This window comes from Brevibacterium picturae, assembly GCF_900105045.1.
GTDB classification, from domain to species: Bacteria; Actinomycetota; Actinomycetes; order Actinomycetales; family Brevibacteriaceae; genus Brevibacterium; species Brevibacterium picturae.
The window spans coordinates 3,875,356-3,901,882 of sequence record NZ_LT629739.1 but is presented as its reverse complement, the minus strand read 5'-3'; the positions used below and the strand labels follow the sequence as shown (position 1 = coordinate 3,901,882).

The following is a 26,527-nucleotide window of genomic DNA, read 5'->3' as shown; positions in this document are numbered from 1 at the left end:
CGTGAACCCTGACGAAAGCGAGACGACGATGGCTCCTTCACCGACCGGAGCCTCCCGGCTGTACCCGATCATTGGGGACCCCATCAAGTACGTCGAGTCCCCGGTGTGGCTGACGAAGACCTTTGCCGACCGGGGCCACGACGGGATCTGCGTGCCGATGCAGGTACCCGACGACGCGCTCGACCCGGTGATGGCGGGCCTGACCGCGACGGGGAACATCGACGGGATCCTGGTCACGATGCCGCACAAGCACACGGCCTTCGCCCACTGCGCCACCAGCTCGGACCGGGCACGGCTGCTCGAGGTGGTCAGCGTCATCCGCCGCAGCCCTGACGGCTCCTGGCACGGCGACATGCTCGACGGCCTCGCCTTCGTGAAAGCCCAGCAGGACCGCGGCGCGACCATCGACGGCGCGCGAGCCCTGCTCGTCGGCGCGGGCGGCGCGGGCAGCGCCATCGCCGTCGCCCTGCTCGAGGCCGGCGTCAAGGAGCTCGTCGTCCACGACAAGGACGAGGACCGCGCCAGCGGACTCATCGAAGTGCTCGACGGGTTCGGCACGGGACAGGCCACTGCCGGCCCCGGCGACCCGACCGGATTCGACCTCGTCTTCAACGCCACGCCGCTGGGCATGGCCGACAGCGACCCGCTGCCGATCGACCCCTCGCTGCTCGACGCGTCGATGTTCGTCGGCGACGTCATCGCCGGTCACGGCACCACCCCGTTCATCCAGGCCGCACGAGACACCGGATGCCGAACCGCCACCGGCAGTGACATGGTCGAGGCGGTCCAGGCACTGATGGCCGACTTCATGCTCGACCAAAACTGACAGTAAGCAGAGATCACCATGGAACGCACCGCCGCGGCACGACCGGCTTGAAGATCAGCCGCTTAGCGCTGGACTGCATGAGCTACGGCGACCCGGACACCCCAGGCGCATCCGTGGGCGCTGCCCGCGAATGCGCGCCAGAAACAGGACCTGCCAGGTCCTGGTCCGCTGGACCCTGTCTGGATCGAGAAGCCCAGCGTAGCCTTGAATACATGGATTCCCGAGCCGAGATCAGCAGCTTCTTGAACTCGCGGCGCGCCCGGCTCAGCCCCGAGGAGGCCGGCGTGCCGCTCTACAGCGGCTCCCGTCGGGTCCCCGGCCTGCGCCGCGAGGAGGTCGCCCACCTCGCCGGCGTCAGCTCCGACTACTATGCCCGACTCGAGCGCGGCAAGATCTCCGGAGCATCCCGCGAGGTCCTCGAAGCCGTCGCCCGCGCCCTCAAGCTCGACGACGACGAGCGCGACCACCTGTTCAATCTGGTCCAGATCACCCAGCGCCGATCGCCGCGGAAGAAGAGCTCGAACCGCACGATCGTCAGACCGGGCATCCAGAGCGTACTGGACTCGATCGACACACCGGCGCTCGTGCAGAACGCGCGACTGGACCGCCTCGCCTTCAACCGGATCGGACGGGCCCTGCACTCCCTGCCGGCCGACGGATCACACGACCAGTACAACTACGCGCAGTGGCTGTTCCTGGACTCTCGGGCCAAGCGGTTCCACCGCGACTACGCCGACGCCGCGCACAACGTCGTGGCCCTGCTCCACGCTGCGACCGCGCAGGACCCCTACGACAAGGAGCTCATCGAGGTCATCGGGACCCTGTCAACCCAGAGCGATCAGTTCCGTACCATGTGGGCCTCGCACGACGTGTTCCGCTACCGGGCCGGGGCCAAGCTGCTGACCCACGCCGAGGTCGGCGACCTCGAGTTCGGCTACGAGTCCTTCGAGCTGTCGACCGACCCCGGCCTGGTCATGCTCGTCTACACCGTCGAGCCCGACTCGCCCACCGCCGACGCCATGAAGCTCCTGGCCAGCTGGACCGCACCGGCGTTCACGGAAGCGAAGGACGTCTCCGCGGAGGCCTGATTGCCGGCGACGACGTCGGCATCGCAGCACGACAAGAGAAAAGAGACCACCATGACGGACCAGCCCAAGCAGGTCGGCGGCGGCAGGAAGACGCTCGGCGACTTCGCGCCCAAACTCGCCGACCTCACCGACGACGTGCTCTTCGCCGACGTCTGGAACCGGACCGAGCTACCCGCTCGCGACCGCAGCCTCATCACCGTGGCCGTCCTCGCTACCGGTGAGGACACCGACCAGCTGCGCTTCCACCTCGGCCGCGCCATCGAGAACGGCCTCACCCAGGACGAGCTCATCGAGGCCATCACCCACGTCGCCTTCTACGCCGGCTGGCCCAAGGGCATGGCCGCCATGGGCGTGGCCAAGGAGCTCTTCGCCCCAGAGTGAACCCTCGACGGTGCACCGGCAGCGCCGTCACTGCAACCGCGGTGCGGCCCTCTCAGCCGAGGAGCCCTCGGCCGGAGCAGAAGAGGACCCGACGACCTCGGAAATCGCCGCGCCGGCGATCGCCCTATCCTGCTCGCCTCGGCCTCCGCTGACGCCGACAGCACCGACGACGTAGCCGTCGACCACGACAGGTTCGCCGCCACCGAGCAGCATCGTCCCCTCCACAGCAGCCGTGATCATCGCTGCCCCGTCGGCACCGAACCGCTCATGGGTCTGCTCGTGGAACTCATCGGTCGGCATCCGATAAGCGATCGCGGAATAAGCCTTCTTCCTAGCCACCCCTAGTGCCTGTGGCCCGGTCCCGTCCATGCAGTAGGTCGCGAGTTCCTGGCCGGCGTCCCCGACGATCGCGACCGCAACCTGGAGGCACTGCTCCATCGCCGCCCGCTCTGCGGAATGAACGAGCGCCAAAGCAGCAGCCCCGGTCAGGCGAGCGACGGAACGGACGAGCGGCGTTTCGTCAGTCATAGAACTTCAGGATACCGGCTCGCCCCCGCGCCTGTCTGACGGCAAACTTGACCCCGCTCGAATGTCCCACCAGTCCACGCGACGGTTGCCGCCGCGACCGGGTCGTCATCGGTGACATCGCACTGCACCGCCAGCGCCTTCAGGCACTTGGCCGCGAGGTCATCGGCCAGCTTCTGGGCCGGGTCCCCGTCAAGGTCGACGATGGCGACGTTCGCACCAGCTTCGGCGAAAGCGCGGACGGTGGCCGCGCCCATTCCGGCACTGCCGCCGGTCACGAAGGCTGTCTCGCCGGTGAAGTAGGTGACGGTCATGAGCGCGTTCTCCTCGAGTTCGGGCGGTCAGGGGTCAGGGACGCGGCAGGTCGACGCCGGTGTACTCGACCAGAGCTGCGAGCAACTCGTCCTGGAACAGCTCGTCCCGCACCCCCGGATGCGGCTGCACGGTGCGCTGGTGGTGCCAGTAGCGGCCGGAGACGAGAGCCTCGCGATCCTCTGTGGTGACGAGCCACGCCTGGGTGACGTGGGCGAGTGCGAGGTCATCGCTCGCCCACGGACCGCCCATCCTCGTCGGCACCCAGCCAGGGTCGACGGCGTTCGAGAGCACGTCGGGCCGCCGTCGCGCAACGGTATCCATCAAGGTCGTGACGTAGAGCTTGCTGTCTGAATACGATGCCGTCTTCCGGGAACCGCCCCAGTCCGCTCCCGTGATGTCGGCGCTTCCGCCGTGGTGCATGCTGCTGGAGAGGTAGACCAGCCGCGTCGCCGAGATGAGCGCGGTGAGCACATAAGGCGCGATGACGTTGACCGGCAGCAGCCCGGGGCCGTCGATGACCCCGGCGTTGTGGATGACGGCGTCGATGGGTCCGAGCCGGTTCGCCTGCTCGGCGATGGCCTGCACCTCGTCGAGGTGCGCGAGGTCGCCGACAACGCTCACAGCGCCCCGGGAGGTCAAATCTTCGACGGCGCTCAGGGTTTCGTGCATGGACGACGACGTCGTGTCCGTCGTCGAGCAGTGACGCGGCGGTGGCCCGGCCCACGCCGTCGGTGGACCCAGTGATCAGGATGCGCGACATGAAATGCTCCTGCCGGTCATGCGGTCCCATCACCAACAAAGGTGTGGAACTCGCCGCGGTCGCGGTGCAGAGACCAGATGCGATCGGCCAAAGCTTCGGGCTCGTGGTCGGGCTCGCCGCCGCCGATGCCGCGCGGGATGATCAGCTGCGCGACGTGGATGCCGTCGTCCGCGAGGGCGTCGTGGAGCATCTGCCCATAGGCAGACTCACCGGCGAAGGCGACCGAGGTGCCGGCCACGCCGCCACTCGGGCGCACGGCGCTGGACCCGTTGATGAACAGGATCGTCCCGCGGCCCAGCTCCCGCAGACCGGGCAGAACGTGCTGCACTGCAGTGACGGGCCCGTACACGGACTGCTCGACGGGGCCGACGAGATCCTCGGCGGTGGTCTCGAGCACCGGCTTCATAAACTCCTCCGCCGGGACCGGACTGTACTGCAAGACCTCGATCGGGCCCAGCTCCGCGGCCGCGGCGTCGAGGGCGGCCCGCAGCGCCTGCGGCTCGCGGACGTTCGCCGCGTAGCCGCGGGCGGTGATATCCTCGTCGGTCAGCTCAGCGGCGAGCGTGTCGACGTTGGCCTGAGTGCGGGAGATGAGCGCGACGGCAAATCCTTCTCGGCCGAAGCGGCGTGCGGTGGCCTGGCCGAGTCCGGCCCCGGCTCCGATGATGGCGATGGTGGTCATGATCGTCCTTTGTTCGGTGAAGATTCTTCAGCAATGGCGGGCTCCCGCCCGGATGTGGTCTCCACTCTAAGAAGCGTCCGGCACGGGCAGGAGGCCCTGTGGGTACACCTCAGGCCCCGGGAGACAGCAGGATCTTGCCGATGCTCTCGCGACTCTCCAGCACACGGTGCGCCTCGGCCGCCTCGGTCAGCGGCAGGGTGGTGTGGATCCGCGAGGTCAGCCAACCCTGTTCGATACCATCGAGGACATCACCGGCGCGGGCGAGCAGCTCCTCGTGAGTGCCGATGCCGTCAGCGACATCGCCGCCGAAGACGGTGCGGGAGCGACTGATAAGGTCACCGGGACCGAACGGCTCGGCCGGGCCGGAGGCGGCTCCGAAGACGACGATGTTCCCACGCGTGGCAACCGCGCGGAGATCTCCGTCGAAAGTCGCCTTCCCGACGCCGTCGACGATGAGGTCGACCCCGTGCCCGTCGGTCAGGTGCAGCACCTCGTCGGCGAAGTCGCGCCTGGTGTAGTCGATGACCTCGTCCGCGCCGGCCTCGCGCGCCGCCTCTGCCTTCGTCGCAGAGGAGACCGTGCCGATGACGCGTGCGCCGAAGTGCTTCGCGAACTGCACGAGCATGAGACCCACTCCCCCGGCCGCGGCGTGCACGAGAACGGTGTCTTTACGGGTGGGCAGGCAGAACTCGGTGATGAGGTACTGGGCGGTGACGCCCTGCATACCGAACGCCGCGCCCTGCTCGAACGAGACGTCGTCGGGAAGCGGGATCAGACTGCCGACCGGGACGACAGCGGCCTCGGCATAGGAGCCGCGCCAGCGGGCGTATGCGACCCGGTCGCCGCGCTTCACCGCGGTCACGTCCGAGCCGACGGCCTCGACGACGCCGGCGGCCTCCATGCCCGGCACGAAGGGCACGGGCACGGGGTCGAAGCCTCGGCGCTGGTAGACGTCGGTGAAATTGACCCCGATCATCTCGTGCCGGATCAGTGCTTCGCCTGCCGCGGGAGCGGGCAGTGTGATGTCTTGGACGGCGAGGACGTCAGGACCTCCGGTGCGGTCGACGACGATCCCGGTGGCAGTGATGCTTATAGGTACTCCAGATCAGAGGTGGACGGACTGGCGCGGCGGACGGCAACGTTCCAGTCCGCCGCGTCCGGTTTACGGGCGGACGAGGACCTTGAGGCTCTTGCGCTCGTCCATGTCGCGGTATCCGGCGGGGACGCCGGCCAGATCCGTCATGGTGTCAAAGACTTTGCCGGGCTCGATTGTGCCGTCGAGGATGTCGGGCATGAGCTCCTCGATGTAGGCGCGGACCGGGGCAGGTCCACCGGCGAGACGGATGTTGCCGCCGAACAGACTGGTAAACCCGACCGGGGCATCGTCGTATTGCGGCACCCCGACGCGGCTGATCACGCCGCCGGGGCGGACGACGCCGAGAGCCTGCTCGTAGGCGGGCATGTGCCCGACGGCCTCGAGCACGGCATGGGAGCCGTGGCCGCCGGTGAGATCGCGGACCTTGGCGATGCCCTCCTTGCCGCGCTCGGCAACGACGTCGGTCGCCCCGAACTCGCGCCCGAGGTAGGTGCGGACCTCGTGGCGGCCCATGAGGACGATCTGTTCCGCGCCGAGGCGCTTGGCCGACAGGACGGCCATCAGTCCGACCGCGCCGTCGCCGATTACGGTCACGCGCTGGCCGGGCTTGATGCCGGCCATCTTTGCGGCGTGGTAGCCGGTGCCGAACACATCGGCCAGGGTCAGCAGCGACGGGATCAGTGCCGAGTCCGGCGCGACGGGCAGCTTCACCAGAGTGCCGTCGGCCAACGGCACCCGGATCGCCTCGGCCTGGCCACCCTCATCGGCGATGCCGTCGAGGAACGTCGCCTCGTGGTGGGTGCAGGACGTCTGGAGGTTCTCGCGGCAGAACTCACACACGTTGTCCGAGATCGCGAACGGCGAGACGACCAGATCCCCCTTCTTCAGGGTGGTGACGTCTGCGCCGACCTCCTCGATGACGCCGATGAGCTCGTGGCCCATTCTCGCAGGGCCGTCCTCGGCGGTCATCTGGTGGTAGGGGTGCAGGTCGGACCCGCAGATGCAGGACGCGGTGACCCGCACCAGGGCATCGGTCGGGTTCCTGATCACCGAGTCGGGGACGTCCTCGATCCGGACGTCGCCTGCTTGGTACATGAGTGTTGCGCGCATGGTGTGTTCTCCTTCGTGGGTTGATGTCGAGTGGTCAGAGGGATGAGTTCGGCTCGACGATTCGCCGGCGAGTAATGACCATGAGAATCGATGCGGGGATCACGGTCAGTGCGACGATCACCGTACCCACCACTGCCGGGCCGGTCAGGCCCAGTGACGTGGTGAGGGTGGCTCCGGCAATGGTGGTGCCGATGGCGGTACCGGCGTTGAACGCCGCGACTGCGAGCCCTGATCCGAGAGTGGCCGCTCGGCCGGCGTAGCCGACGGCGAGGTGGATGAGCACGCTGTTGGCGCTGAGCCCGAATGCGCCCAGCAGCACCACGAGCACGACGGTGGTCCAGGTCGATCCAGTCAGCAGGGCCATCGCGAGCAGCACGAGCGTCGTCGCGACGGGGGTCACGATCGTCACCACGTGTGCATGCTTGTCGCCCAGCCGGCCTCCGAGCAGGGTGCCGAGGAAAGAGCAGATGCCGAAACCCGCGAGCACCAGTGGAACGAGTCCAACAGACACACCGGCCTGGTCGGTGAGGATCGGCGCGATGAACGAGTACGCGGCGAGCACGCCGCCGGTCGTCGTCAGGCACGCGGCCAGGACGAGCCAGAGACGCGGTGAACGGAGATCCGCGAGCCCGGAGAGCGCTGATGACCCCTGCGGATGGGCCTCGTCCGCGGGGACCAGCCGCGCGATGAACACCACGGCGATGGCCGCGGCGATCCCGAGCGCCCAGAAGGTGCCCCGCCAGCCCACGTGCTGGGCGAGGAACGCGCCGATCGGCACGCCCAGCACTGTGGCCAGCGAACCGCCCGCGGCCACGACTCCCACGGCGGAGGATTTCAACGAGGAGCCCACGACGTTCGAGGCAACGACCGCGGAGACAGCCCAGAATGCGCCCGTTGCCAGGGCGGTGACGAAGCGCGCGGTCGTGAGGATCGTGAGGTCCGAGCCGAGCGCGACGACCACGTGCCCGGCGACGAACACGACGAGGGCGATGAGGAGCGTGAGCTTCTTCGACAGCCGCATCGTTAGCATTCCCAGCAGCGGTGCGCCGATGACCATGCCGATGGCGAACACCGTGATCAGCGACCCGGCCTGGCCGAGCGAGATGCCCAGGTCGCTCGAGATCTCGGGCAGGATGCCCGCGACGACGAACTCGGTGGTGAGCATCAGGAACGTGCCCAGCGCCAGGACGTAGACGACGAGTGGAAGACGGTTTTTGGGCGTAGCTCCGCCGGTCGCGGGCTGCGTCGGGGCGGAAGCCGTGGGGGCTTCGTTCTGCATGGATACCTCATAGACGAATGGACGATGTTCGGTCGTTATCCATTTGATCGCTGATCGCGCAGGCGGGGAAGGTCGAGTTCATAGGGGGGAGAAGATCGACCCCCTTCGCGCGAGGGATCGCTTCTATGCTTGGACCATGGACAACCGCGACGACATCAAGGGCTTCCTCGCCAGCCGGCGCGCGAAGCTGACCCCTGACATGGTCGGGCTGCCCACCAGCGCCCGCCGCCGCGTCCCCGGACTGCGCCGCGAAGAGGTCGCCGTCCTCGCCGGAGTGAGCACCGAGTGGTACACCCGACTGGAGAAGGGCCACATCGGCGAGGTCTCCGAGGACGTCCTCGATGCCGTCGCCGAAGCACTGCGGCTCGACGACGACGAACGCACCTACCTGAACGACCTCGCCCGCGCCGCCAAGCCCGCCCGTCGCAAGGCTGCCCGCCGCCGGGAGGTCCCGGTCGCTCCGCAGGTGCAGTGGATGCTCGACTCGATCACCATGTCGGCGGCGTTCGTGCGCAACGGACGCCTCGACGTCATCGGCTCCAACGCGCTCGGCCGCGCCCTGCACGCCCCCATGTTCGAAAGCCCCACCGCCGCGGCGCACGGCAAGCCGAACTTCGCCCGGTACCACTTCCTCGACGAGTCCTCCAAGGACTTCTTCGTCGACTGGGAATCAGGAGCCGCGGCCACCGTGGCGCTGCTGCGCGCCGAGGCCGGCCGCGAGCCCTACGACAAGACTCTGCGCGAACTGATCGGCGAACTGTCCACCGCGAGCGAGGAGTTTAGCGCCTACTGGGCCTCCCACGACATCCGCATCCGCCACGAGGGCACCAAGCGTCTGCAGCATCCCGAGATCGGCGAGATCGAGCTCACCTACCAGTCCGTAGACCTCCCGACCGCGAAGCGGGCCTGGCACGACCTGTCTTTCTACACTGCCGAGCCCGGCTCACAGCACGAGGCGAACCTCAAGCTCCTGGCGAGCTGGGCGGCACCGAGCGCAGCAAGGTCCGGCGCACCCGCGGACGACTCCACGGTTCCCACGCAGCAGGCCGACGAGCAGAGCCCCTGAGCCGAGCCGCAATGGACCGGGCTCGATCGCATCGCTGCCTCGTCGTCCACACTTCGCAGACGACGACTCGGAGAGGCCCGTGTTGCTCTGACATCACTACGTCCCCCACACCTCTCCACGATGCGCACTTGGGGGATTTCCCTCAGCCGGGGCCAAGGAGGAGCCTCGATGCCTAGTCGATCCGTCGTTCCATGGCTCCATTCTCCCCGAGCGCCCCACTGGGTCACCGACCTCGGCACATATCGAGCGGATGCGGGTCTTCGTCGGTACTCGCAACCAGGCTCAGAAACGGGGCTGACCAGGCCAAACGCGGGGCCTGGAGTTCGGAACACCACCTAGACATTTTAGGGCGGTGACCCGGCGGAGTACACATGTTTAGGTTAAAGGCGAACCACTGCTACTTTAGCACAAGGAGTCAATGGCTGTGCCATTATCGCACTACAATTTACCCATGAGTGCCTAAGGAGTCATCCATCTCTCCGAACGCAAATGAGCGAGACACATGCTGGAACCTGGACGTCCGCGGTCACTAGCAGATCACCTCCGGTCTCGTTTGCGAGATGTCTACGAGAGGCACGCCGACAACGGCTGGTCGGTACTGCTTCTGCGCTACAAGTCGCTGCACGAGGCGGACGAACACGACCATGGCGACGAGCTCGACGAGGGTCGGGGTGACCACAACCAGCGGAGCGAGGTCGAACGCGGCGGGCAGGGCGAGGACAAGCGGGGGCACGACGAGCGAGTTCCGGGTAGCGCCGCTGAACACGACCGCGCGCCTGCCGGGCACGTCGAGGCCGGCCATATGGCTGGCAAACACACCCCCACCGGCAGGTCGTCACCGGCACCCCGGAGCAGCTCACCGCGCTCAACATCGGCTAGTCCCTGGAGCCGATCCAGTGCCCGTCTTGCACATCGCCCAGTCGATCTCGCGTTTCAATGCCTCCAGGACATGCCCCAGGAGCTAACTCCGCGCCGGCGCAACGAAACTGCTCGTCGCACCGCATTCCTCGACCGCCGCTTCGAAGTCCTGCTCGGAGACTGAATACAACAAGTCGACGGGCGATTGATCCGAGCCGTCCGAATCCTTCGGCAGTCCACGATGCGGCGTCTGCCACCAGTCCAGCAGCGCCGCGGCGAGTTGCGTTGGATCCACGTCTTCGCAAGCAGCGGCCAACGCCTTGTTGATCTCCGCGAGAGCGTCGATGATCTTGCCGTCGCGGAACTGGAAAGCGGGATAGTGCCTGGTTTTCCCGAGCTCAACCTCGATCACGACTCGGTATTTGAGATAGGTCCGCAGCAGGCTGCGCTGGGCCGCCTTCATCGCCCGCGCCGCCTCCTCCGGGGTCCGATAATGCTCGGTCCCAGCGACCTCTGCCCGGGTCAGCGCGGCTCGCGTCTCGACTGCCGTCCACCACTTGGCGCGGTCGAGCAGGCTCGCCGTCAGCATGGGCGAGGGATCGAGCGAGAAGGCCCGGTCCCAGGTCGGGCTGCTCCGCCAGTCGTCGGGGAACCCGAGTTGGGTCATGGAGAATCCGATCTCGTTCGACCTGGCCTCGATGAGGTCGGCGAGGTCGATGACGTCGGACCGTTCAGGCGCGATGCTCAGCACCAGGTGGCGCAGGATAAGCAGCACGCCGTACAGCCGATTGTTAACGCCCTCCTCGACGAGCGGGGCCAGGAGGTCGCCCGCGTCCGCGCGCGCCTGCCCCGGCGCGTCGATGACCACGTCGAAGCTGCGGTTCCACAGGCGGCCGTAGTGCGCGCAGATATTCCGGACGTTCCGGAGGTTATTGAGCCAGTTGCTCAAAGCACCGCGGTCGCCCTTGCCGTCGGCGGTGCTGATGTGAAACCGCGCTGCAAGGATCTCCTGATCGGCCTGGGTCATCAGGTAGTAGAGGCCGCTCAAGACACCGAAAGACATCACCTCCGTGGCCACCCAGATCGGCAGGTGCGGACCGTAGGTCTCGCGGAAATGCACGACGAAGTCGCCCCGTGCACGCTTCTCGTGACGCTCGTACTCCTTGAGCCATTCGCGGTAGGCAGTGGTCGGCTCGGGTGGCGCGCCCGGGTCCGCTGGCCGGAGCGCGCCGAGCTTCTCGGGACGCCGATGGGCGAACCGGTCACTCCTTCCGAGTCGGTGGCCGACGTGGAACCGGAACGATGTCTCGACCATGCTGATGATGTCGCCAAGACGGGTCCGCAGCTCGTGGTCGAACTCGTAGAGGGCGACCACGTGGGCCATGCTCGTGCCGGGCACGAACGAGTCCAGGCGGATCTCACGGCCGTCCTTGTCGAAACGATCCGCGGGAGGCTTGGGTCGAGCTCGGTGGAGGTGCCAGTATCCCGACAGCCGGTAGTAGCCGTAGCGCTCGAGGACGCCCGAAGCGAAAGTGCCTGTTCCGCAGTCCATGCCTCGCCCGCGCAGCCGCCTGATCTGTTCGGGGATCGTCAGGAACGGCTTGGCGTAGGTGCTCTCCGGCGTGCTCATGTGCTTATCGTCCTCGCGTCCCCGGCGCGGGGCAGAAAGAGAACAGGCCCGCGTCTCATCTAGAGAAGCGGACCTGTCGTGTTGGTACAAGCATACGGGGTCGCTGCACATGGGTCAAACGAACGGAGGAGGACCACTTCACGAGTCGTCGAGGCTCGCCTGGCCCAAGGGTTAGCCGGGCTCTGAACTGGGGATGAAGAGCGGTCGTGCACCTGTGAGACATCGGCATCCCCGACGACTGGGCCGACGACTCGTTCTGGTGTCGACACCTCGACTGAGCCATAGACACATACGCTCCGCCAGGCCGAAGCCTGACGGAGCGTATGTGTGAGACGCTGGAACTAGACACGGTCGGGCGTGTCAGGTTCTTTTATTCGAGCGGTTTAGCTCAACTACCGGCAAGTTGCCGAAGCACGTACTGAGACATGCTTCGGTGACAAGACTCGCTATGGAGCCATACAGCAAAATACAAAACACCTGGTCAGAGAACCAGCTCATGCGAGAGAATGACTACCATACAGTAAGTGAAGCACGTACGTCGAGATGCTCCGGTATCGACAGTTGCTCACCGACCCATCGTTCCCCAAGCATGTGTCTTTGAGAGCGGCTACGGAAGAAGTCGCTGTTCTTAACAAACGCCGGCTCAAGAGGCCGACTAATCCTCGTACTCTCCGCGGACACCTCGCTTGACAGGTTCGATGCAGAAACACATACAGATCGAGATTCGGTAGTTATACCCACACAGTTCTGGCTCACACTTGCACGTCGATTCTAAGTAGGTCAATGACTTGTACTACCGCAGCGGAGCGGTGTCTGCAGCGGGGCTCCTTCTAATGCATGATGTGCCTATGGATGAGTCTGTAATCGCTGATGACCGTTGGGCACATGACGCTCTCGAACGAATCATGATTTTTCGGGAGTTGGCGGGAGAGTACTCCGAGCTTGTGGAACTGGTTGGGAATATAGAGGAGCCTAAGCCCGGGACCGACTTGGCACCACGGGACCGTATGGCCTTGTACGTTCGGATGATGCTTGAACGGAAGTTCATGGTCAAGAATGACAGAAACACCTATATCCCGAATGTCGTTGAGGCTCTTCGGAAGTACCTATCGGATGACAACTCGATTTACCTTCTCGACTTTCACGCCTGGTTTTTCGAGGGAGTCGCTTCAGGGAGAGCAACTCGTTCTTCAGGAGAATTCAACGGCGTCGAACTAGACTATGTGAAGACACGTGAAATAGTCACCTACGGCAGACTCGTGCACTCAGACCGGAACAAACTCATCAGGTCCAGAATCCTCAAAGAAATGTCTCATGGGCTGATGCTGAGACAATCGATGCAGGTCGGCATTATCATCGCTCAACTCCGTTCCCTCATCGATGTTGGTGTGGAGAGCGGCACTATACCGAGCGAGAGCGAATCACTCGAGGCCACGTGGTTGGATATTCATAACCGGCCTGAGCTGTATGACATCGGGATCGCTCGGATACATGGCCAGCCCGAAGAGGAATGTCAGCTTACGGGACTACCTTGCGCCGGTGCTCCGTTCAAATGCCCGGTTTGCCCAAGGCAGGCCGAAGGAGGCCCATAGCGGAGACTAAGTGAGGCCGAGCAACCCCCTCCGCCCGATTGACAAGTTGCGCGAAGAGGGAACCGTCGGTTAGGACCACCGCAATCCAGCTTGGGCAACCTTCGGCTGTCCCATGCTTGTCTGAGAATAAGCCGGACTATGTCTACAATCCATGCAACAGTCCCTACGTTGTGAGCAAGCCAGGTTAGATGTCACCAAACCCTGCACCAGTCCCCTGAAGTCGACCATACAGTCAGCGGTCCTCCGCACCAACATCGGTCGACAGACTATGACTTAGGATCACGGCTCGGCATCTAATTCCGTAGTCCATCCAAGGAACTGGAAGTTGAGGCTGCGGATGTCCTCAATTGAAACCCTCGCCGTTCTCAATGCCACTGTCAATACCGCTTCCCTACATCAATCCGGCGTTGCTTTTGTCCGCGGTCACGGCATTGAGCGACTCGTTGGCGAGGGCCTATTGCTACAAAAAACGTGGCGATCATAAGAAGCACAACAGGCACTGATCGCGTCGGCGAGAAGGTGTTGCAACCGCTTCTACGCGATGCTGCGTGATGGTGCCTACTTCGACACGCCCGAGATGGCGACTGTGCCAGAACAGTTCTGTGACGAGATATCCGGTCAGTCTGGGAGGCGGCCCCGGACCGACCATTCGTGTTGTCCGAGACCCGGCGAATATTATTGGGGAAGCTGGTATTCGCTTCTTGACGAAAACGTAGGGGCACCGCTCCCCGAGTCACCACCGGCCCTGTCGATAGAAGGCGCATTGGCCAGGGAACTGAACTGGCTGTAGATCCTTCTCGAACTTCTCAACGGGGAAAGCCAGCGGTGTGTCCGGCGTGAGCACCGTGTATCCCATCTGTGCGAAGAACGGAGCGATCTGGGAATCGCAGTGCCCGACGGCGAAGTCGACCGGGTTTGGCAGGAGTTGCTGCATCGTCGTAAGCAGCACAGAGCCGACACCTTTGCGCCTCCAACTTGGAGTCACTGCCACTCGGTCGATCATCATGACCATCTGGTCTTCAGCGTCACCCATGCGGGCAGCCGTGAAAACAGCTGCTCCGATCAGACCATCGCGCGGATGGATCGCAACAGCGACCGCGCGCGGGTCGTCAGCCTGGAGCTCTGTGGGCGCGATGAGTGAGCTGAGATCGTCGATGACAGGTCGATAATTGTCCGAGAATTCCACACCCTGGTCGACAAGGGCTTTGGCTCGTTTGAAGTGTCTTTTCAAGACGTCCGTAGCCTCGGCGGCATCGATGGCGATCTCTGAATGCTTTTCGATCAGAGGTCGGTCGCCAGAACGCTCACCCGCTAGCGCGGCATTTACATGCCTTAGAGGGGTCCAGGCCACGAGGGAGTCCAATTGAGTCTGAGTAAAGGCGCTCTGTTTCTGCTCGGGGCTGAGAAGATACTTTCCCGTCTTTGAGTAGACCGGGGACCCGTCAGTCCAAGCCATGTGAGGACCGATGCGCTCAGCGGCGGAGTATGCGTCCATCATCACGTTTGGGTCTTCCACAGTCACGATTCGGGCCCGGGGCGAACACCACGAGACGTCGCTCTTCTGGAAATCGGGATCAGGCTCGATGTCGCCGATGGGCTCTACTCGGTACAGCGCACCCCGTTGGTACACAACGCCAGTAGGGCTATCAGCGATCTGCGTGTTGGTGGCGAATGCCCTGGCGAACTCAATGTCGTTGCTGAAATAGACTTTGCTGGCGTCGTATGGATCGAGCTCATCGTCTCTGTCCTGACCCATGTATCGAGCTGAGTCGATACCCAAACCCGTCGCTTCGTCTGATCCAACAAGGATGGTGCCCGGTTCCAAGCCGGGCCACCCTGCATGCCAATAGGTCCTTTTGCGGGGGCTGGTGTTGCGAGTCACTCCCCTGGCGCGTTGAGCACGTTGTCGGGCGGCACTGCTCGCCTGTCGACTCCGGCGATTTTCGGCAGCTGACTTCTTACTCATCTCGCATCCTCTCTGATTTTCGAAGTGGTTCTGTATTCGATCCTCGCACGAGGGGCTGACATGGAGCAGGGCACAAGGCCGTCGAATCCTGCTCGAACGACGTGTCGCGGTAGAACGTCCTTTGGAACGTAGCGGTCTTGTCGCTCTCAAAGAAAAGGCCCCTCCCTATCCCGTGTTTAGCCTGGTGGGAGGGGCGTTGCCGAGCCGCCTGCGGGAATCGAACCCGCGACCTTTCAGTTCTTCCGCGAAGGCACCTCTTTCGACGATGTGTTGGACCTTTACGTCTTCGACCGCGCCTTGCGCCTGCTGGTCATGCACGCGCTCGAGCGCGTCGAAGTTGCTGTCCGCGCAGCACTGACCGACCACAATGAACGCTCAAGTTCTCGCTTCACCACGCTTGCCTAAGTAAGTGCGGATGCCTTGGCACCCCTACTACATCGAGGCACCACCACGGTCCTGCGACTTCGCCGCGGCCTGCCGGGATCCTGCGCACGGGTTTGGGGAACGATCACTTTCTCAACTACTTCACACGTTCGTCTCAGGTTCATGGGCGCTCGAATCGAAGATGCCCGAGAAAACATCTTCCAGCTCCGCGGCAATGGCAGGCCCTTCCGTGCCGTGCACTTTCTTAAGAGCATCGAGCGTCAAAGTCTCCGCGCAGAACTTCATCGCAGTTGCCACCTTTTCGCCCTTCGCATGCGTGCCACAGTAAGTCTCGAGATCGCCGCGTCGCAACACATATGTATCCTCCAGCGCGAGCGATGAGATGACTTCCTCAATCAAGTCGGCAATTTGCTCAGTAGGTGGATTCTGCAGTTGTGCAAGGATAGCGTCGCCATTACCTGCATCGAAAAGCTCCGTCAGATCATCCACTACAGCCTGTGCGGTTTCCTTTGTCTGGATGTCTCGCCAAGCCCCGAAGTTTTCCTGCGCCGACCCCCACAGCTCTCGATGCGACCGGCTCCGAACGATTTCCTTCACCTTGTCGCGGTCCGGAGTACTCGGACCAGAGATCTGCTCTTTCACCGACTGAATCAGCTTGCCGTGGCTCTCTCTGACACGCGACGTCGAAGTCAGATGTTCGAACCCGTTCGACAGTGCGTCTAGGTCGGCGATGACGTGGATCGGAACCTCGAATTGCTCGAAGAAGGTCCTGTAACGACTGATGTTGCCCTTACCGCCGATCTTCACGAACATCACATTGCGTTCAACGTCATCCCAACCTTTAGAGAATAGCTTCGCAAGGTGCGGAAAAACGAAAGTGTCGCTATCCCCTTCGACTAAAACGACCTTTTGCGCGAAGAACGCTGCCTCGTTGTTCTCGTGCCGGACGATCTGATACTCGTCCTTCAATTTCAGCGTAAGGTCTACCGGCCTGGCCACAACACCTGCGTCAGTCTTGTACATCCGCGTGAACCCTTTGGTCCCTGGCTGGAAGAATCCCGGCGAGTGGGTTGTTACGAGCACTTGGTGGTCCTTCGCGAACTGCGTCAGCGCTGCCATCAGCTGCCGCTGCGCTCTGGGATGGAGATATAGCTCGGGCTCTTCAAACAAGAGCAGGTAGGAGCCCCTGGGCCTCAAGCATGTCTCGGGGGACTCATCGTTGCGCGCCGCTTCAATAGAATCAGCAACCTCGTCCGACTCGGTGCCGCCAAGTCCGTTGTCACGAATGTCGGCATAGGCACGCAGGAGAGCAAACAGAACGTTGCGCTTCAGACCATCGCCTTTACTGGACACCTTGCTCACGTGGCCGTCGTCGATTAGCAGGTCGGCTGAAGACAGCAGTACGGACAGAGTCGGCGCGGGGATGTCCATCTGAACCTTTACACCGGGGAAGCTCGCAGTCACGTACTGTTCGATAACAGTTTCAATGCGCTTGACGGCGGGGAGACGCGTGTCCTTTGGTTCCCCGTCCGAGCTAAGATGCCGGTTCAGCTTCTGATGGACAGCATTAAACTTTTCCTCTATGTCGTCGAACTGTTCTTGCACTTCTTCGAACAGCAGGCCCAGGAGCTTGGCGAAGGCAGAGGTTCCGCTCGCTCTTGCTTCGAGGGAGGCGTCTTTAACTGACTCGATGTAAATCACTGAAGGAAAAAGAGGCTTTATTGCCGTAGAAATGCCAGTCGGATAGGGGTCGAACTGTTGCTGAAGGTCTTCTTTCGGAAGTTGCTGATTAAGTTCGTTCCAAGCAGCGACGACGTCTCCCTTCGTAACCTTTTGCCCCAGAAGGTCTTCGAGTTCGGGGCGAAGTTCAACCGCGGCAGTGCGAAGTGCGGTACCCGACTTACCTTTTGTGCAATCGTTCAGATTGTCGACGCTCCACCGCGGATCGCTCGGGACTAGCTTGAGATACTTTGGTTCTGCTTTCCCGCCATGAGTCTGAGAGCGAACGATCGTGAGGTTGCCATCTCGAATCATTCCGGCAACCTTTTCACGGTGAGAATCTCCGACTCGCTCAAGATCCTGCTCCCCAATCCCCGTGAGATGAAGCGTGACGGCTATCGGCTTAGTTGCATCTCGAAAATCGGCGTCGTCGAGCCTCCTTTCCTCCAACGCGTACTGAATCGCATGAAGAACGGAAGATTTCCCCGCGTTGTTCTCGCCAATCAGAGAGCCGAGTTGGGTAAGCGGAATAGCTGTCGATGTGTGAGCGCGAAAATTCTCAATACTTACCATTGAAAGTTGCATTGACATCCTTGTCGTAGGCAGGTTTGGAGACTCGGAGAAAACTCGATTTGTAGAGGCGGCCTCGCCGATAGTATATCGAGGTTCCGTGCTTAGTTGCGCGACTCGCGCACTGTGACGGACGGGCCTGAGGTTCCGACCGATTCAGCCAAAGAGGGATCACCGTGCCCTTCGCCTTGCGCGGTCACCCACTCACCTACACCTGTCCGGCTCGAGTGGGGCTCGGGGTCCTCACAGTGGTCTCCCTCGTCGGCAACGGCCTGCGCGCCGCTATCGTCTGCGACTTGAGCGCAGGGTTCGCGACCTGGGTGGACGTCGCCACGGGTGCGGCCCTCCGCTGGGTCTCGCGTACTTGATCCATCCGCTCGTCAGTATCGTCATACCGCAGGAGCTGCCGTTGGGAGTAGTGACTGTAACTCCGGCGACGAGCGCCTCCGCGGAACGCCGGATACCGGTGAAGACACGCGGATCCGCGGCTCGGCCCTTGAGCACTACCTCACCACCTACGGCTCATCCGTGCTACCGCCGTCCTGGCTCATGGGGGGACGGCAGCACGAGCAGGTGACAGGATGAGTATCAGTCCGCGAGGTCGACGATCGAATGTTGACGACTGGGCGAAGGACTTACTACATCCGCCAGTCGGCCATCCCTGTGAGCACCAGATCGCCCCACCCAGCAGCGCCGGGTGGGGCGATCATCTAGACTGTTCCGATCCTGTAGCACCTAGTCGTGCCGGCTTCGAAACCCGTTCTTACCAGGAGTTTCCTCAACTACCGGCAAGTTGGCGAAGCACGTATTGCAGGATGCCGCCGTTGCGGTAGTAATCGGCTTCACCCGGGGTGTCGATGCGGACCACTGCGTCGAAGTCGACGGTGGTTCCGTCTTCCTTCGCCGCCGAGACCTTGACGGTCTTCGGAGTGGTGCCTTCATTGAGCTCCGTGATTCCGGAGATCGCGAAGGTCTCTGTGCCATCGAGGCCCAGCGAATCAGCAGATTCACCAGCGGGGAACTGCAGCGGCATAACGCCCATGCCGATGAGGTTCGAGCGGTGGATGCGCTCGAAGCTCTCGGTGATGACGGCTTCGACGCCGAGCAGCTTGGTGCCCTTGGCAGCCCAGTCACGCGAGGATCCTGAACCGTATTCCTTGCCACCGAGGATGACAAGAGGGGTATCGGCATTCGCGTAGTTCACGGAAGCGTCGAAGATCGAGGTCTGCGGACCGCCCTCCTGCGTGAAGTCGCGGGTGAAGCCACCCTGAACTCCGTCGAGGAGCTGGTTCTGCAAGCGGATGTTCGCGAACGTGCCGCGGATCATCACCTCGTGGTTGCCGCGACGCGAACCGAAGGAGTTGAAGTCCTTGCGCTCGACGCCGTGCTCGATGAGGTACTTGCCGGCTGGGGTGTCGGCCTTGAAGGAACCTGCAGGCGAGATGTGGTCGGTCGTGACCGAGTCGCCGAGCTTCGCGAGAACGCGTGCACCCTTGATGTCGGAAACGGGCTCTGCTTCCAGGCCCATTCCGTCGAAGAAGGTTGGCTTGCGCACGTAGGTCGACTGATCGTCCCACTCGAAGATCGCGCCTTCGGGTGTCTGCAGCGCCTTCCAGCGGTCGTCACCTTCGAAGATCCGGCCGTATTCCTCGTCGAACATATCTGTCGAGATCGAGGACGAGATGACCGACTCAACCTCTTCCGGCGATGGCCACAGGTCCTTGAGGTAGACGTCGACGCCTTCCGAGTCCTGGCCCAGGGGCTGGTTGTCGAAGTCGAAGTCCATGGTTCCGGCCAGAGCATAGGCGATGACCAGTGGAGGCGAGGCAAGGTAGTTCATCTTCACATCGGGGCTGATGCGGCCCTCGAAGTTACGGTTGCCGGACAGGACTGCGGAAACTGCCAGGTCGTGGTCCTGGATGCTTTCCGAGATATCGGAATCGAGCGGTCCGGAGTTGCCGATGCAGGTGGTGCAGCCGTAGCCGACGACGAAGAAGTTGAGCGCCTCGAGGTCCTCAATGAGGTTGGCCTTCTTGTAGTACTCGGTGACGACCTTCGAACCCGGAGCGATGGAGGTCTTGACCCAGGGCTTGGAGTTGAGTCCGCGCTTGCGGGCGTTACGGGCCAGCAGACCTGCAGCCAGCATCACCGAGGGGTTCGAGGTGTTGGTGCACGAGGTGATCGAAGCGATCGCCACGGCGCCGTTGGCCAGTTCGAAGCTGGATCCGTCGCTGGTGGTGACGGGAGCCGACTTGTTCTCTTCGCCGGGCTTCGCGTAATTGTGGATGTCCTTGGCGAACTGGTCCTTGGCGTCCGTGAGCTCGATGCGGTCCTGCGGGCGCTTCGGTCCTGAGATCGAAGGCACGACGCTGGAGAGATCGAGCTCGAGGTACTCCGAGTACTCGACTTCGCTGCTGGGATCGTGCCACAGGCCCTGCGCCTTGGCGTAGTCCTCGACCAACTGGATCTGCTCGGCCGAACGGCCGGTGAGCTTCATATAGTCGATGGTGACCTCGTCGATCGGGAAGATCGCGGCGGTCGAACCGAATTCGGGGCTCATGTTGCCGATCGTGGCGCGGTTGGCCAACGGCACTGAGGCCACGCCCTCGCCGTAGAACTCGACGAACTTTCCGACTGCTCCGTGCTGGCGGAGCATATCGGTGATCGTGAGCACGACGTCGGTCGCGGTCACGCCGGAGGGGATCTCGCCGGTCAGCTTGAAGCCGACGACGCGAGGGATGAGCATCGAGACGGGCTGGCCGAGCATGGCTGCCTCGGCCTCGATGCCGCCGACGCCCCAACCGAGCACACCGAGGCCGTTGACCATGGTGGTGTGGGAGTCGGTGCCGACCAGTGTGTCCGGGTAGGCACGGAGAACACCGTCGACCTCGCGCGGCATGACGACGCGTGCGAGGTGTTCGATGTTGACCTGGTGAACGATGCCCATGCCTGGGGGAACGACCTTGAAGTCATCGAAGGCCGTCTGGCCCCAACGCAGGAACTGGTAGCGCTCACCGTTGCGCTTGTATTCCATGTCCATGTTGAGTTCGATCGCTTCGGCGGTGCCGAAGTTGTCGATCTGGACCGAGTGGTCGATGACCAACTCGGCCGGAGCCAGCGGGTTGACCTGCTCTGGCCTTCCACCCAGCTCGACGACCTTCTCGCGCATTGTCGCGAGGTCGACGATGCAGGGCACGCCGGTGAAGTCCTGCATGACCACACGTGCGGGGGTGAACTGAATTTCCGTAGCCGGTTCGGCACTGGGGTCCCAGTTGCCGAGGGCTTCGATATGCTCCGAAGTGATATTCGCACCGTCTTCAGTGCGCAGCAGATTCTCCATCAGCACCTTGAGGCTGAATGGAAGCTTCTGTGACCCTGGGACCTGATCCAGGCGATAGATCTCATAATCCGTTTCGCCTACGGTCAGGGTGCTCTTCGATTTGAACGTATCGACGTTGCTCATCGTGATTCTCCTGTTTCATCCGACACTCATCCAAGAAACCGGGCAAGCCCGTGAGCCGCGCACCGATTTACGCGACACAATTGTTTCCAAAAGTATCTTGACGTCAAGATAAATTCTATCTCATTTGCCCGGCCTTGACCACCTTCGGAGGCTGGCCTGTCGGTGAATGGAGAATCAGGTTTTCCCTACGTGAGAGTCCGGACAACTCCAGCGCGAATCAGCAGTCGAAGTCCCTAATCTGGAGTCACATCAGCAGCTGCGAACAAGGAGCTTTCATGGACCCGTTCACTCTCGGCGCCGGATTCGGGTTCGGCGCTCTCCTCGTCGGTATCATATTCGCCGTCATCTGTCGCTCCCTGGCCAGCGAGAAGGGCCGCTCCTCAGGCTGGTGGGGACTGTGGGGCTTCCTGACGACCTTCATCGCCCTCATCGTCCTCATTCTGCTCCCGCAGAGGGTGCGCACCTGAGGGCCCCGACGTTGCGACCCGGTCACCTCCTGAGGACGGTGACCGTTTCCAGGTGAGCGGTGAGTGGGAACAGGTCGAAGCCGGACAGGCTCTCGATGGCGAACCCTCCGCCGACGAGTACCGCCAAGTCCCGTGCCAGGGTTGCGGCGTCGCAGGAGACGTAGACGATCGTCGTCGCGCTCGATTCAAGCAGCGCTCGCGTGACCGCTTTGCCGGCACCGGAACGCGGCGGGTCGAGGATGATGACGTCCGACTTCGGAATCCTCGCGCGATCTGCCCGGGAGGCGTCGAAGTTCGCGTTGAGACCCTTGGCGTTGACCTTCGCGTTCTCAATCGCTGATTTCGCGCCCTCGACCCCGTAGAGACCGGCGCCGGTGGCAGAGGCGGCGCTGATCCCCAACAGCCCCACACCGCAGTAGAGGTCCGTGATCACCCGTGTCTGATCACTGAGCGCGGAGTTGACCTGCGCACTCAGCAGCTGTGGAGCCTGTTCATGGACCTGCCAGAACCCATCGGCAGCCACCCGGTAATCGCGCCCGGAGACCTCTTCGATCAGCTGGTCCTCTCCCCTGACCACGGCCAGCTTCGTGTGTCCGCCCGTGGCTCCAGCGCCCTTGCGGCCGGTGCCGTTTCGCGCATCCGCGAGGATTGACCACTGCGAGGGCAGAGTCTGCGCGAGGTCTGTGAGCGCGACCGGATCGCATTGGCCGCGCACGATCACGGCTCCGCGATCGCCGGCCCAGGCGAACTCAAGTCGATCGGCACCGGGCAGGCGCAGCGAGGACAGGGCCACCTCGGCGATGGCCGACGTTGCCAGCGGAGCCGAGGCCAAAGGCACGACATCGTGCGAACGCGGTGCCAGCATGCCCAGTCGGCCCGTGTTGTCGACGGCCATCTGCACCCGGGTCCGCCAATTCAGCCCGGTGTTCTCCCCCGGTGCGGCCGCGACGTCGACGCTGCGGTCGATGTGGCCGATGCGGGAGAGCTGATCACGCAGGACTTCGGCCTTGAGCTCACGACTGTGGGCGAGGTCGACGTGGGCTAACTCCATCCCGCCGAAGAGCGGCCGGTCGCCGGCATCGCCGGCGAGGAACCGCGAGCGACGGTCGGTGACACGGAACTCCGAGGCATCGAGGACCTCGATGACGTCGGCGCGCAGGAACTTCGCCGCCGGCCCTGCCTCGGTGCGGGCACGGACGGTCTCCCCCGGAACCGCCCCGGTGACGAAAACGACCTGCCCCTCGTGGCGGGCGATGCTGCTGCCGCCGGCGGCCGGGCTCTCGACGTGCAGGGTCAGATCCATGGCCGGGATCTCTTCGGCAGAATGTGCGCTCATCGGTGTTCAAGCCTGTCTATACAGTGGATTGTCGTTCTCGGGTCCATCGCCGCCGTACTGCCGGGAGAAGGAACGCAGGCGCCACGGCACTGAGACCACGACGACATTGGGGACCAGCAGCAGACGAGTGCGCAGCTTCAAGGCTACTTGGTTGTGGAGGATGTGTTCCCACCAGCGTCCCACGATGTATTGGGGAATGTAGACGATGACGAGGTCGCGCGGGGATCTGCGGCGGATCGCGAGCACATGCGCCAGCAGGGGTCGGACCAACTCACGGTACGGCGAGTCGAGGACCGTCAGCGGCACGGGCAGCGACATATCGTTCCACTGCCGCTGCAGGGCGCTCGCAGAGTCCTCGTCGACGGCGACGGTGATGGCTTCGAGCTGGCTCGAACGGGTCACTCGGGCATAGGACAGGGCCCGCAGAGTCGGCTTGTTGATCTCATTGACGACGACGATCGCGTGGGTGTTGGACGGGATCGTGCGCGATCCCCCGTCGGCCTCCGGAGCAAGTTCCCGGGCGACGCGGGAGTAGTGGCGATGGATAGCGCCCATCACCAGGTAGAGTCCTGCCATCGCCGCGACCGCGAGCCAGGCGCCGGCAAGGAACTTGGAGACGATGACGACGAGCAGCACGCCCGAGGCGATGATGCAGCCGGCCCCGTTGACGAGGCGATTGATGTGCATCCGCACGCGCGCCTTCGGGTCGATGACCAAGCGCAGGCGCTTGTTCCAGTGCAGGACCATGCCCGCTTGGCCGACGACGAAGCTCGCGAAGACACCGACGAGATAGAGCTGGATCAGGGTCGTCGCAGAGGCCCGCGTCGCTATCACGAGCAGGATCGCTGCAAAGGCCAGGAGCAGGATGCCGTTGGAGAACGTCAGCCGGTCGCCCTTGGTCGCCAGCTGCCTGGGCAGGAATCCGTCGCGTGCCAGCCGAGAGGCGAGGCCGGGGAATCCCTCGACCGCGGTGTTCGCGGCGACGATGAGCACCAGGGCCGCGACAAGCACCACGAAGTAGAACATCACGGGTGCGTTGTCGAAGATCGCGTGCGCCAGCTGCGCGAGCACGGGTTCCTGCTCGTATTCGGCGCTGACCGCGCTACCATCGGGTCTGACCAGGTAGAGATGCGGGTCGTCGACGTATTTGATGCCCGTCACGGATGCCAGATAGGTCAGGCCGGTCAGCATCAGCGCCGCCAACAGGCCCGACAGCAGGAGGGTGTTGCCGGCATTCTTCCCGCGCGGCTTCTTGAATGCGGGCACTGCGGTGGCCACCGTCTGCACACCGGCCAAGGCCACAGAGCCGGAGGAGAAGGCGCGCAGGACGATCAGGACCGTCGCCAGCCCGAGCGTGGCCTCGTTTTGGACTCCGGTATGGACGACGGTGTAATCGGCGGTCTCCGCTTGCGGGATGTCTCCGGCACCGACCCGCAGCAGACCCACGCACATGGTGAGGAAGACGGCACCCAGAAACAGGTAGGTCGGGATCGCGAGAAGCACCGGAGTGGCACGTGAACCGCGCAGCCCGGCCAGGGTGATGAGCAGGATCCCGATGATCGCCACGGGAACGCGATACGGAGCCAGGAGCGGAAAGGCCGTCGTGATGTACGCGGCGAAGACCGTCATCGACACGGCCAGGGTCAGCACATAATCGACCAGCAGGGCCGCAGCGACGACCAGCCCGGCACGGGGACCGAGGTTCTTCGACGCGACCTCGTAGTCGCCGCCTCCGGACGGGTAGGCCTTGACGTTGATGCGGTAGCAGGCGACGATGACGAGGATCACTGCGCCGACGGCCACACCGATCCAGGGCGCGACTGTGAGGGCGACGAGCGATGTCAGCGACAGGGCCAGCAGGATCTCGTCCGGGGCATAGGCCACGGAGGAGAGCATGTCGGAGGCGAAGACCGGCATCGCGATGCGCTTCTTCAGCGCAGGCGCACGCCTGCCCTCACTGCGGAAGGGCCGTCCAACGAGTAGTCTTTTGACGGCATCAGAAAAACTGCTGGCCACGGGCACCAATGGTAGATCAATGCGGAGAGGATTACCCATGCACTTCGTGATTATGGGCTGCGGCCGAGTCGGAGCGTCCTTGGCTAAAGCACTCGATGCCAATGGGCACACGGTGGCCGTCGTCGATCGCAACCCTGATGCGTTCCTCAAACTGGGCAGGGATTTCAGCGGATCCACCATCACCGGCATCGGGTTCGACCGTGAGACGCTGTCCCAGGCGAAGACTTCGGACGCCTACGCCTTCGCCGCCGTCTCCAGCGGAGACAATTCCAATATCCTCGCCGCGCGTGTCGCCCGGGAGACGTTCGGCGTCGCCAACGTCGCGGCCAGAATCTACGACCCCAACCGCGCCCAGGTGTTCGAACGGCTGGGCATTCCCACCGTTCCCACGGTGAGGTGGACGGCCGACCAGGTGATGCGCAAACTCGTCCCGCAGGGATCGATCACCGAATTTCGCGAACCCTCGGGCAGGCTCGTGCTCGCCGAGGTCCATCTCGATCCCGGGTGGGTGGCCAGACCGATCAAGGAGATCGAGACTCGAACCAAGGCCCGGGTCGCCTACGTCACCCGACTGTCCGAGGGTATCCTCGCTCACGAGGATCTGCTCCTCCAGGACGGAGACTTGGTCCATCTGATGTGTCCGGTGGACCGCCTCGGCGAGATCGAGAAGATACTGGATCAGCCTGTGCGAGCAATGGAGGAAGAATGAGAGTCGTCATCGCTGGAGCCGGATCCGTCGGTCGTTCGGTGGCACGGGAACTCCTCGACAAGAAGCATGCGGTCCTCCTCATCGATCAGAGCCAGGAGGCTCTAGGTCATGAGCGGATCCCGGGTGCCGAATGGCTGCTCTCGGATGCCTGCGAACTGGCGGGATTGGGTGAGGCCAAGCTCGAGGAGGCCGATGTCGTCGTCGCCGCCACCGGTGATGATAAGACCAACCTCGTACTGTCTCTGCTGGCGAAGACGGAGTTCGGTGTCCCGCGCACTGTGTCGCGGGTGAACAATCCGAAGAACGAATGGCTCTTCGATGACAACTGGGGCGTCGACGTGGCAGTGTCGACGCCGAGGCTGATGACCGCGCTTGTCGAGGAAGCCGTCGAGGTCGGCGGACTCGTGCATCTGATGAGCTTCGAACGAGGTCAGGCGGGGCTGATGGAGTTCACGGTCCACGAATCGTCGGCACTTGTCGCCTCACGAATCGGCGACATCGCCTTCCCGCTTGACACGGTGCTCGTCGCGGTCATTCGCAATTCCCGGGCATTCGCGCCCAGCGCCGATAACGTGGTCGAGGCCGGCGACGAGCTGTTCTTCCTCTCCTCTCCGGATCAGGAAGGTGCTCTGCTGAGTCTGCTGCAGGCTCCCGCTCAATGAGCACGAACTCTGTTCGCTGATGACGCC

23 protein-coding genes and 1 pseudogene are annotated in these 26,527 nt (G+C 63.4%); 10 read left to right on the top strand and 14 right to left on the bottom strand.

Going from position 1 to position 26,527, the window contains the following annotated elements; genetic code table 11:
- Nucleotide 1 precedes the first annotated feature (1 nt).
- The 3 genes from BLT92_RS17720 to BLT92_RS17710 all read left to right on the top strand — a co-directional run bounded on the left by BLT92_RS17720 (nucleotide 2) and on the right by BLT92_RS17710 (nucleotide 2,295).
- Entirely contained in the window at nucleotides 2–826 is an 825-nt protein-coding gene (locus tag BLT92_RS17720; RefSeq protein ID WP_197679634.1) for a shikimate dehydrogenase family protein, read from the top strand.
- Between the two features lie 212 nt (nucleotides 827–1,038).
- Nucleotides 1,039–1,914, top strand: a complete 876-nt coding sequence (locus BLT92_RS17715; RefSeq protein ID WP_035768242.1) for a helix-turn-helix transcriptional regulator — start codon at nucleotides 1,039–1,041, stop codon at nucleotides 1,912–1,914.
- Between the two features lie 51 nt (nucleotides 1,915–1,965).
- A complete protein-coding gene (locus BLT92_RS17710) occupies nucleotides 1,966–2,295 on the top strand; it encodes a carboxymuconolactone decarboxylase family protein (protein ID WP_092109579.1) in 330 nt (109 codons plus the stop codon).
- Nucleotides 2,296–2,322: 27 nt separating this feature from the next.
- Here BLT92_RS17710 and BLT92_RS17705 read toward each other — a convergent pair whose 3' ends face one another.
- From BLT92_RS17705 to BLT92_RS17675, 7 genes are all read right to left on the bottom strand, one after another.
- Nucleotides 2,323–2,823, bottom strand: a complete 501-nt coding sequence (locus tag BLT92_RS17705) for a GlcG/HbpS family heme-binding protein (RefSeq protein ID WP_092107726.1) — start codon at nucleotides 2,821–2,823, stop codon at nucleotides 2,323–2,325.
- Nucleotides 2,820–3,134, bottom strand: a complete 315-nt coding sequence (locus tag BLT92_RS17700) for an SDR family NAD(P)-dependent oxidoreductase (RefSeq protein WP_051298501.1) — start codon at nucleotides 3,132–3,134, stop codon at nucleotides 2,820–2,822. Before BLT92_RS17700 ends, BLT92_RS17705 begins: the two co-directional genes overlap by 4 nt.
- A 34-nt stretch (nucleotides 3,135–3,168) precedes the next feature.
- Entirely contained in the window at nucleotides 3,169–3,804 is a 636-nt protein-coding gene (locus BLT92_RS17695) for an SDR family NAD(P)-dependent oxidoreductase (protein ID WP_331712213.1), read from the bottom strand.
- Between the two features lie 107 nt (nucleotides 3,805–3,911).
- Entirely contained in the window at nucleotides 3,912–4,577 is a 666-nt protein-coding gene (locus BLT92_RS17690; protein WP_026818587.1) for an SDR family NAD(P)-dependent oxidoreductase, read from the bottom strand.
- A 109-nt stretch (nucleotides 4,578–4,686) separates the two neighbouring features.
- Nucleotides 4,687–5,568, bottom strand: a complete 882-nt coding sequence (locus BLT92_RS17685) for a quinone oxidoreductase family protein (RefSeq protein ID WP_407922891.1) — start codon at nucleotides 5,566–5,568, stop codon at nucleotides 4,687–4,689.
- Between the two features lie 171 nt (nucleotides 5,569–5,739).
- Nucleotides 5,740–6,783 carry a zinc-dependent alcohol dehydrogenase family protein gene (locus BLT92_RS17680; RefSeq protein ID WP_026818589.1) on the bottom strand — a complete coding sequence of 348 codons (1,044 nt, stop codon included), beginning with the start codon at nucleotides 6,781–6,783 and terminating at the stop codon, nucleotides 5,740–5,742.
- Nucleotides 6,784–6,817: 34 nt separating this feature from the next.
- Nucleotides 6,818–8,062 (bottom strand): MFS transporter, encoded by a 1,245-nt coding sequence (locus BLT92_RS17675; RefSeq protein WP_035768247.1) that lies wholly within the window; start codon nucleotides 8,060–8,062, stop codon nucleotides 6,818–6,820.
- A gap of 136 nt (nucleotides 8,063–8,198) precedes the next feature.
- On the opposite strand from BLT92_RS17675, the gene BLT92_RS17670 reads away from it, so the two are divergent.
- Nucleotides 8,199–9,128 carry a helix-turn-helix transcriptional regulator gene (locus tag BLT92_RS17670; RefSeq protein ID WP_092107723.1) on the top strand — a complete coding sequence of 310 codons (930 nt, stop codon included), beginning with the start codon at nucleotides 8,199–8,201 and terminating at the stop codon, nucleotides 9,126–9,128.
- Nucleotides 9,129–9,657: 529 nt separating this feature from the next.
- On the opposite strand, the pseudogene BLT92_RS17665 reads toward BLT92_RS17670, so the two are convergent.
- Nucleotides 9,658–9,930: pseudogene (locus BLT92_RS17665) on the bottom strand (hypothetical protein); the annotation flags it as partial.
- Between the two features lie 159 nt (nucleotides 9,931–10,089).
- Nucleotides 10,090–11,616, bottom strand: coding sequence for an Abi family protein (locus tag BLT92_RS17660; RefSeq protein WP_092107722.1), 1,527 nt, complete (start codon nucleotides 11,614–11,616; stop codon nucleotides 10,090–10,092).
- An 848-nt stretch (nucleotides 11,617–12,464) separates the two neighbouring features.
- On the opposite strand from BLT92_RS17660, the gene BLT92_RS17655 reads away from it, so the two are divergent.
- Complete coding sequence (locus BLT92_RS17655) at nucleotides 12,465–13,208, top strand: hypothetical protein (protein WP_092107720.1); 744 nt, start codon at nucleotides 12,465–12,467, stop codon at nucleotides 13,206–13,208.
- A 733-nt stretch (nucleotides 13,209–13,941) separates the two neighbouring features.
- Here the strand turns inward: BLT92_RS17655 and BLT92_RS17650 are convergent.
- Nucleotides 13,942–14,964: a GNAT family N-acetyltransferase gene (locus BLT92_RS17650; RefSeq protein WP_172802623.1), complete on the bottom strand. Its 1,023-nt coding sequence runs from the start codon at nucleotides 14,962–14,964 to the stop codon at nucleotides 13,942–13,944.
- Nucleotides 14,965–15,390: 426 nt separating this feature from the next.
- Here BLT92_RS17650 and BLT92_RS17645 point away from each other — a divergent pair, with 426 nt between their 5' ends.
- Nucleotides 15,391–15,579 (top strand): Abi family protein, encoded by a 189-nt coding sequence (locus BLT92_RS17645; RefSeq protein WP_269457399.1) that lies wholly within the window; start codon nucleotides 15,391–15,393, stop codon nucleotides 15,577–15,579.
- A 120-nt stretch (nucleotides 15,580–15,699) separates the two neighbouring features.
- On the opposite strand, the gene BLT92_RS17640 is transcribed toward BLT92_RS17645, so the two are convergent.
- Nucleotides 15,700–17,862, bottom strand: a complete 2,163-nt coding sequence (locus BLT92_RS17640; RefSeq protein WP_172802622.1) for an AAA family ATPase — start codon at nucleotides 17,860–17,862, stop codon at nucleotides 15,700–15,702.
- Between the two features lie 161 nt (nucleotides 17,863–18,023).
- Here BLT92_RS17640 and BLT92_RS17635 point away from each other — a divergent pair, with 161 nt between their 5' ends.
- Complete coding sequence (locus BLT92_RS17635; RefSeq protein ID WP_092107714.1) at nucleotides 18,024–18,215, top strand: hypothetical protein; 192 nt, start codon at nucleotides 18,024–18,026, stop codon at nucleotides 18,213–18,215.
- Nucleotides 18,216–18,625: 410 nt separating this feature from the next.
- Here the strand turns inward: BLT92_RS17635 and acnA are convergent, their stop codons facing one another.
- Nucleotides 18,626–21,310: an aconitate hydratase AcnA gene (gene acnA, locus BLT92_RS17630; RefSeq protein WP_092107712.1), complete on the bottom strand. Its 2,685-nt coding sequence runs from the start codon at nucleotides 21,308–21,310 to the stop codon at nucleotides 18,626–18,628.
- Between the two features lie 275 nt (nucleotides 21,311–21,585).
- Between acnA and BLT92_RS17625 the strand changes: the two genes are divergently transcribed.
- Nucleotides 21,586–21,777: a hypothetical protein gene (locus tag BLT92_RS17625; RefSeq protein ID WP_092107710.1), complete on the top strand. Its 192-nt coding sequence runs from the start codon at nucleotides 21,586–21,588 to the stop codon at nucleotides 21,775–21,777.
- Nucleotides 21,778–21,799: 22 nt separating this feature from the next.
- Here BLT92_RS17625 and BLT92_RS17620 read toward each other — a convergent pair whose 3' ends face one another.
- Nucleotides 21,800–23,113, bottom strand: a complete 1,314-nt coding sequence (locus BLT92_RS17620) for a class I SAM-dependent RNA methyltransferase (RefSeq protein ID WP_231938900.1) — start codon at nucleotides 23,111–23,113, stop codon at nucleotides 21,800–21,802.
- 6 nt (nucleotides 23,114–23,119) lie between these two features.
- Nucleotides 23,120–25,030, bottom strand: coding sequence for an APC family permease (locus BLT92_RS17615; protein WP_092107708.1), 1,911 nt, complete (start codon nucleotides 25,028–25,030; stop codon nucleotides 23,120–23,122).
- A gap of 136 nt (nucleotides 25,031–25,166) precedes the next feature.
- Here BLT92_RS17615 and BLT92_RS17610 point away from each other — a divergent pair, with 136 nt between their 5' ends.
- Both BLT92_RS17610 and BLT92_RS17605 read left to right on the top strand, forming a co-directional pair.
- A complete protein-coding gene (locus BLT92_RS17610; protein ID WP_092107706.1) occupies nucleotides 25,167–25,838 on the top strand; it encodes a potassium channel family protein in 672 nt (223 codons plus the stop codon).
- On the top strand, nucleotides 25,835–26,500 hold the full coding sequence (locus BLT92_RS17605; protein ID WP_092107704.1) for a potassium channel family protein: 666 nt from the start codon (nucleotides 25,835–25,837) through the stop codon (nucleotides 26,498–26,500). The genes BLT92_RS17610 and BLT92_RS17605 overlap by 4 nt, the downstream gene beginning before the upstream one ends.
- Nucleotides 26,501–26,527: the final 27 nt, after the last annotated feature.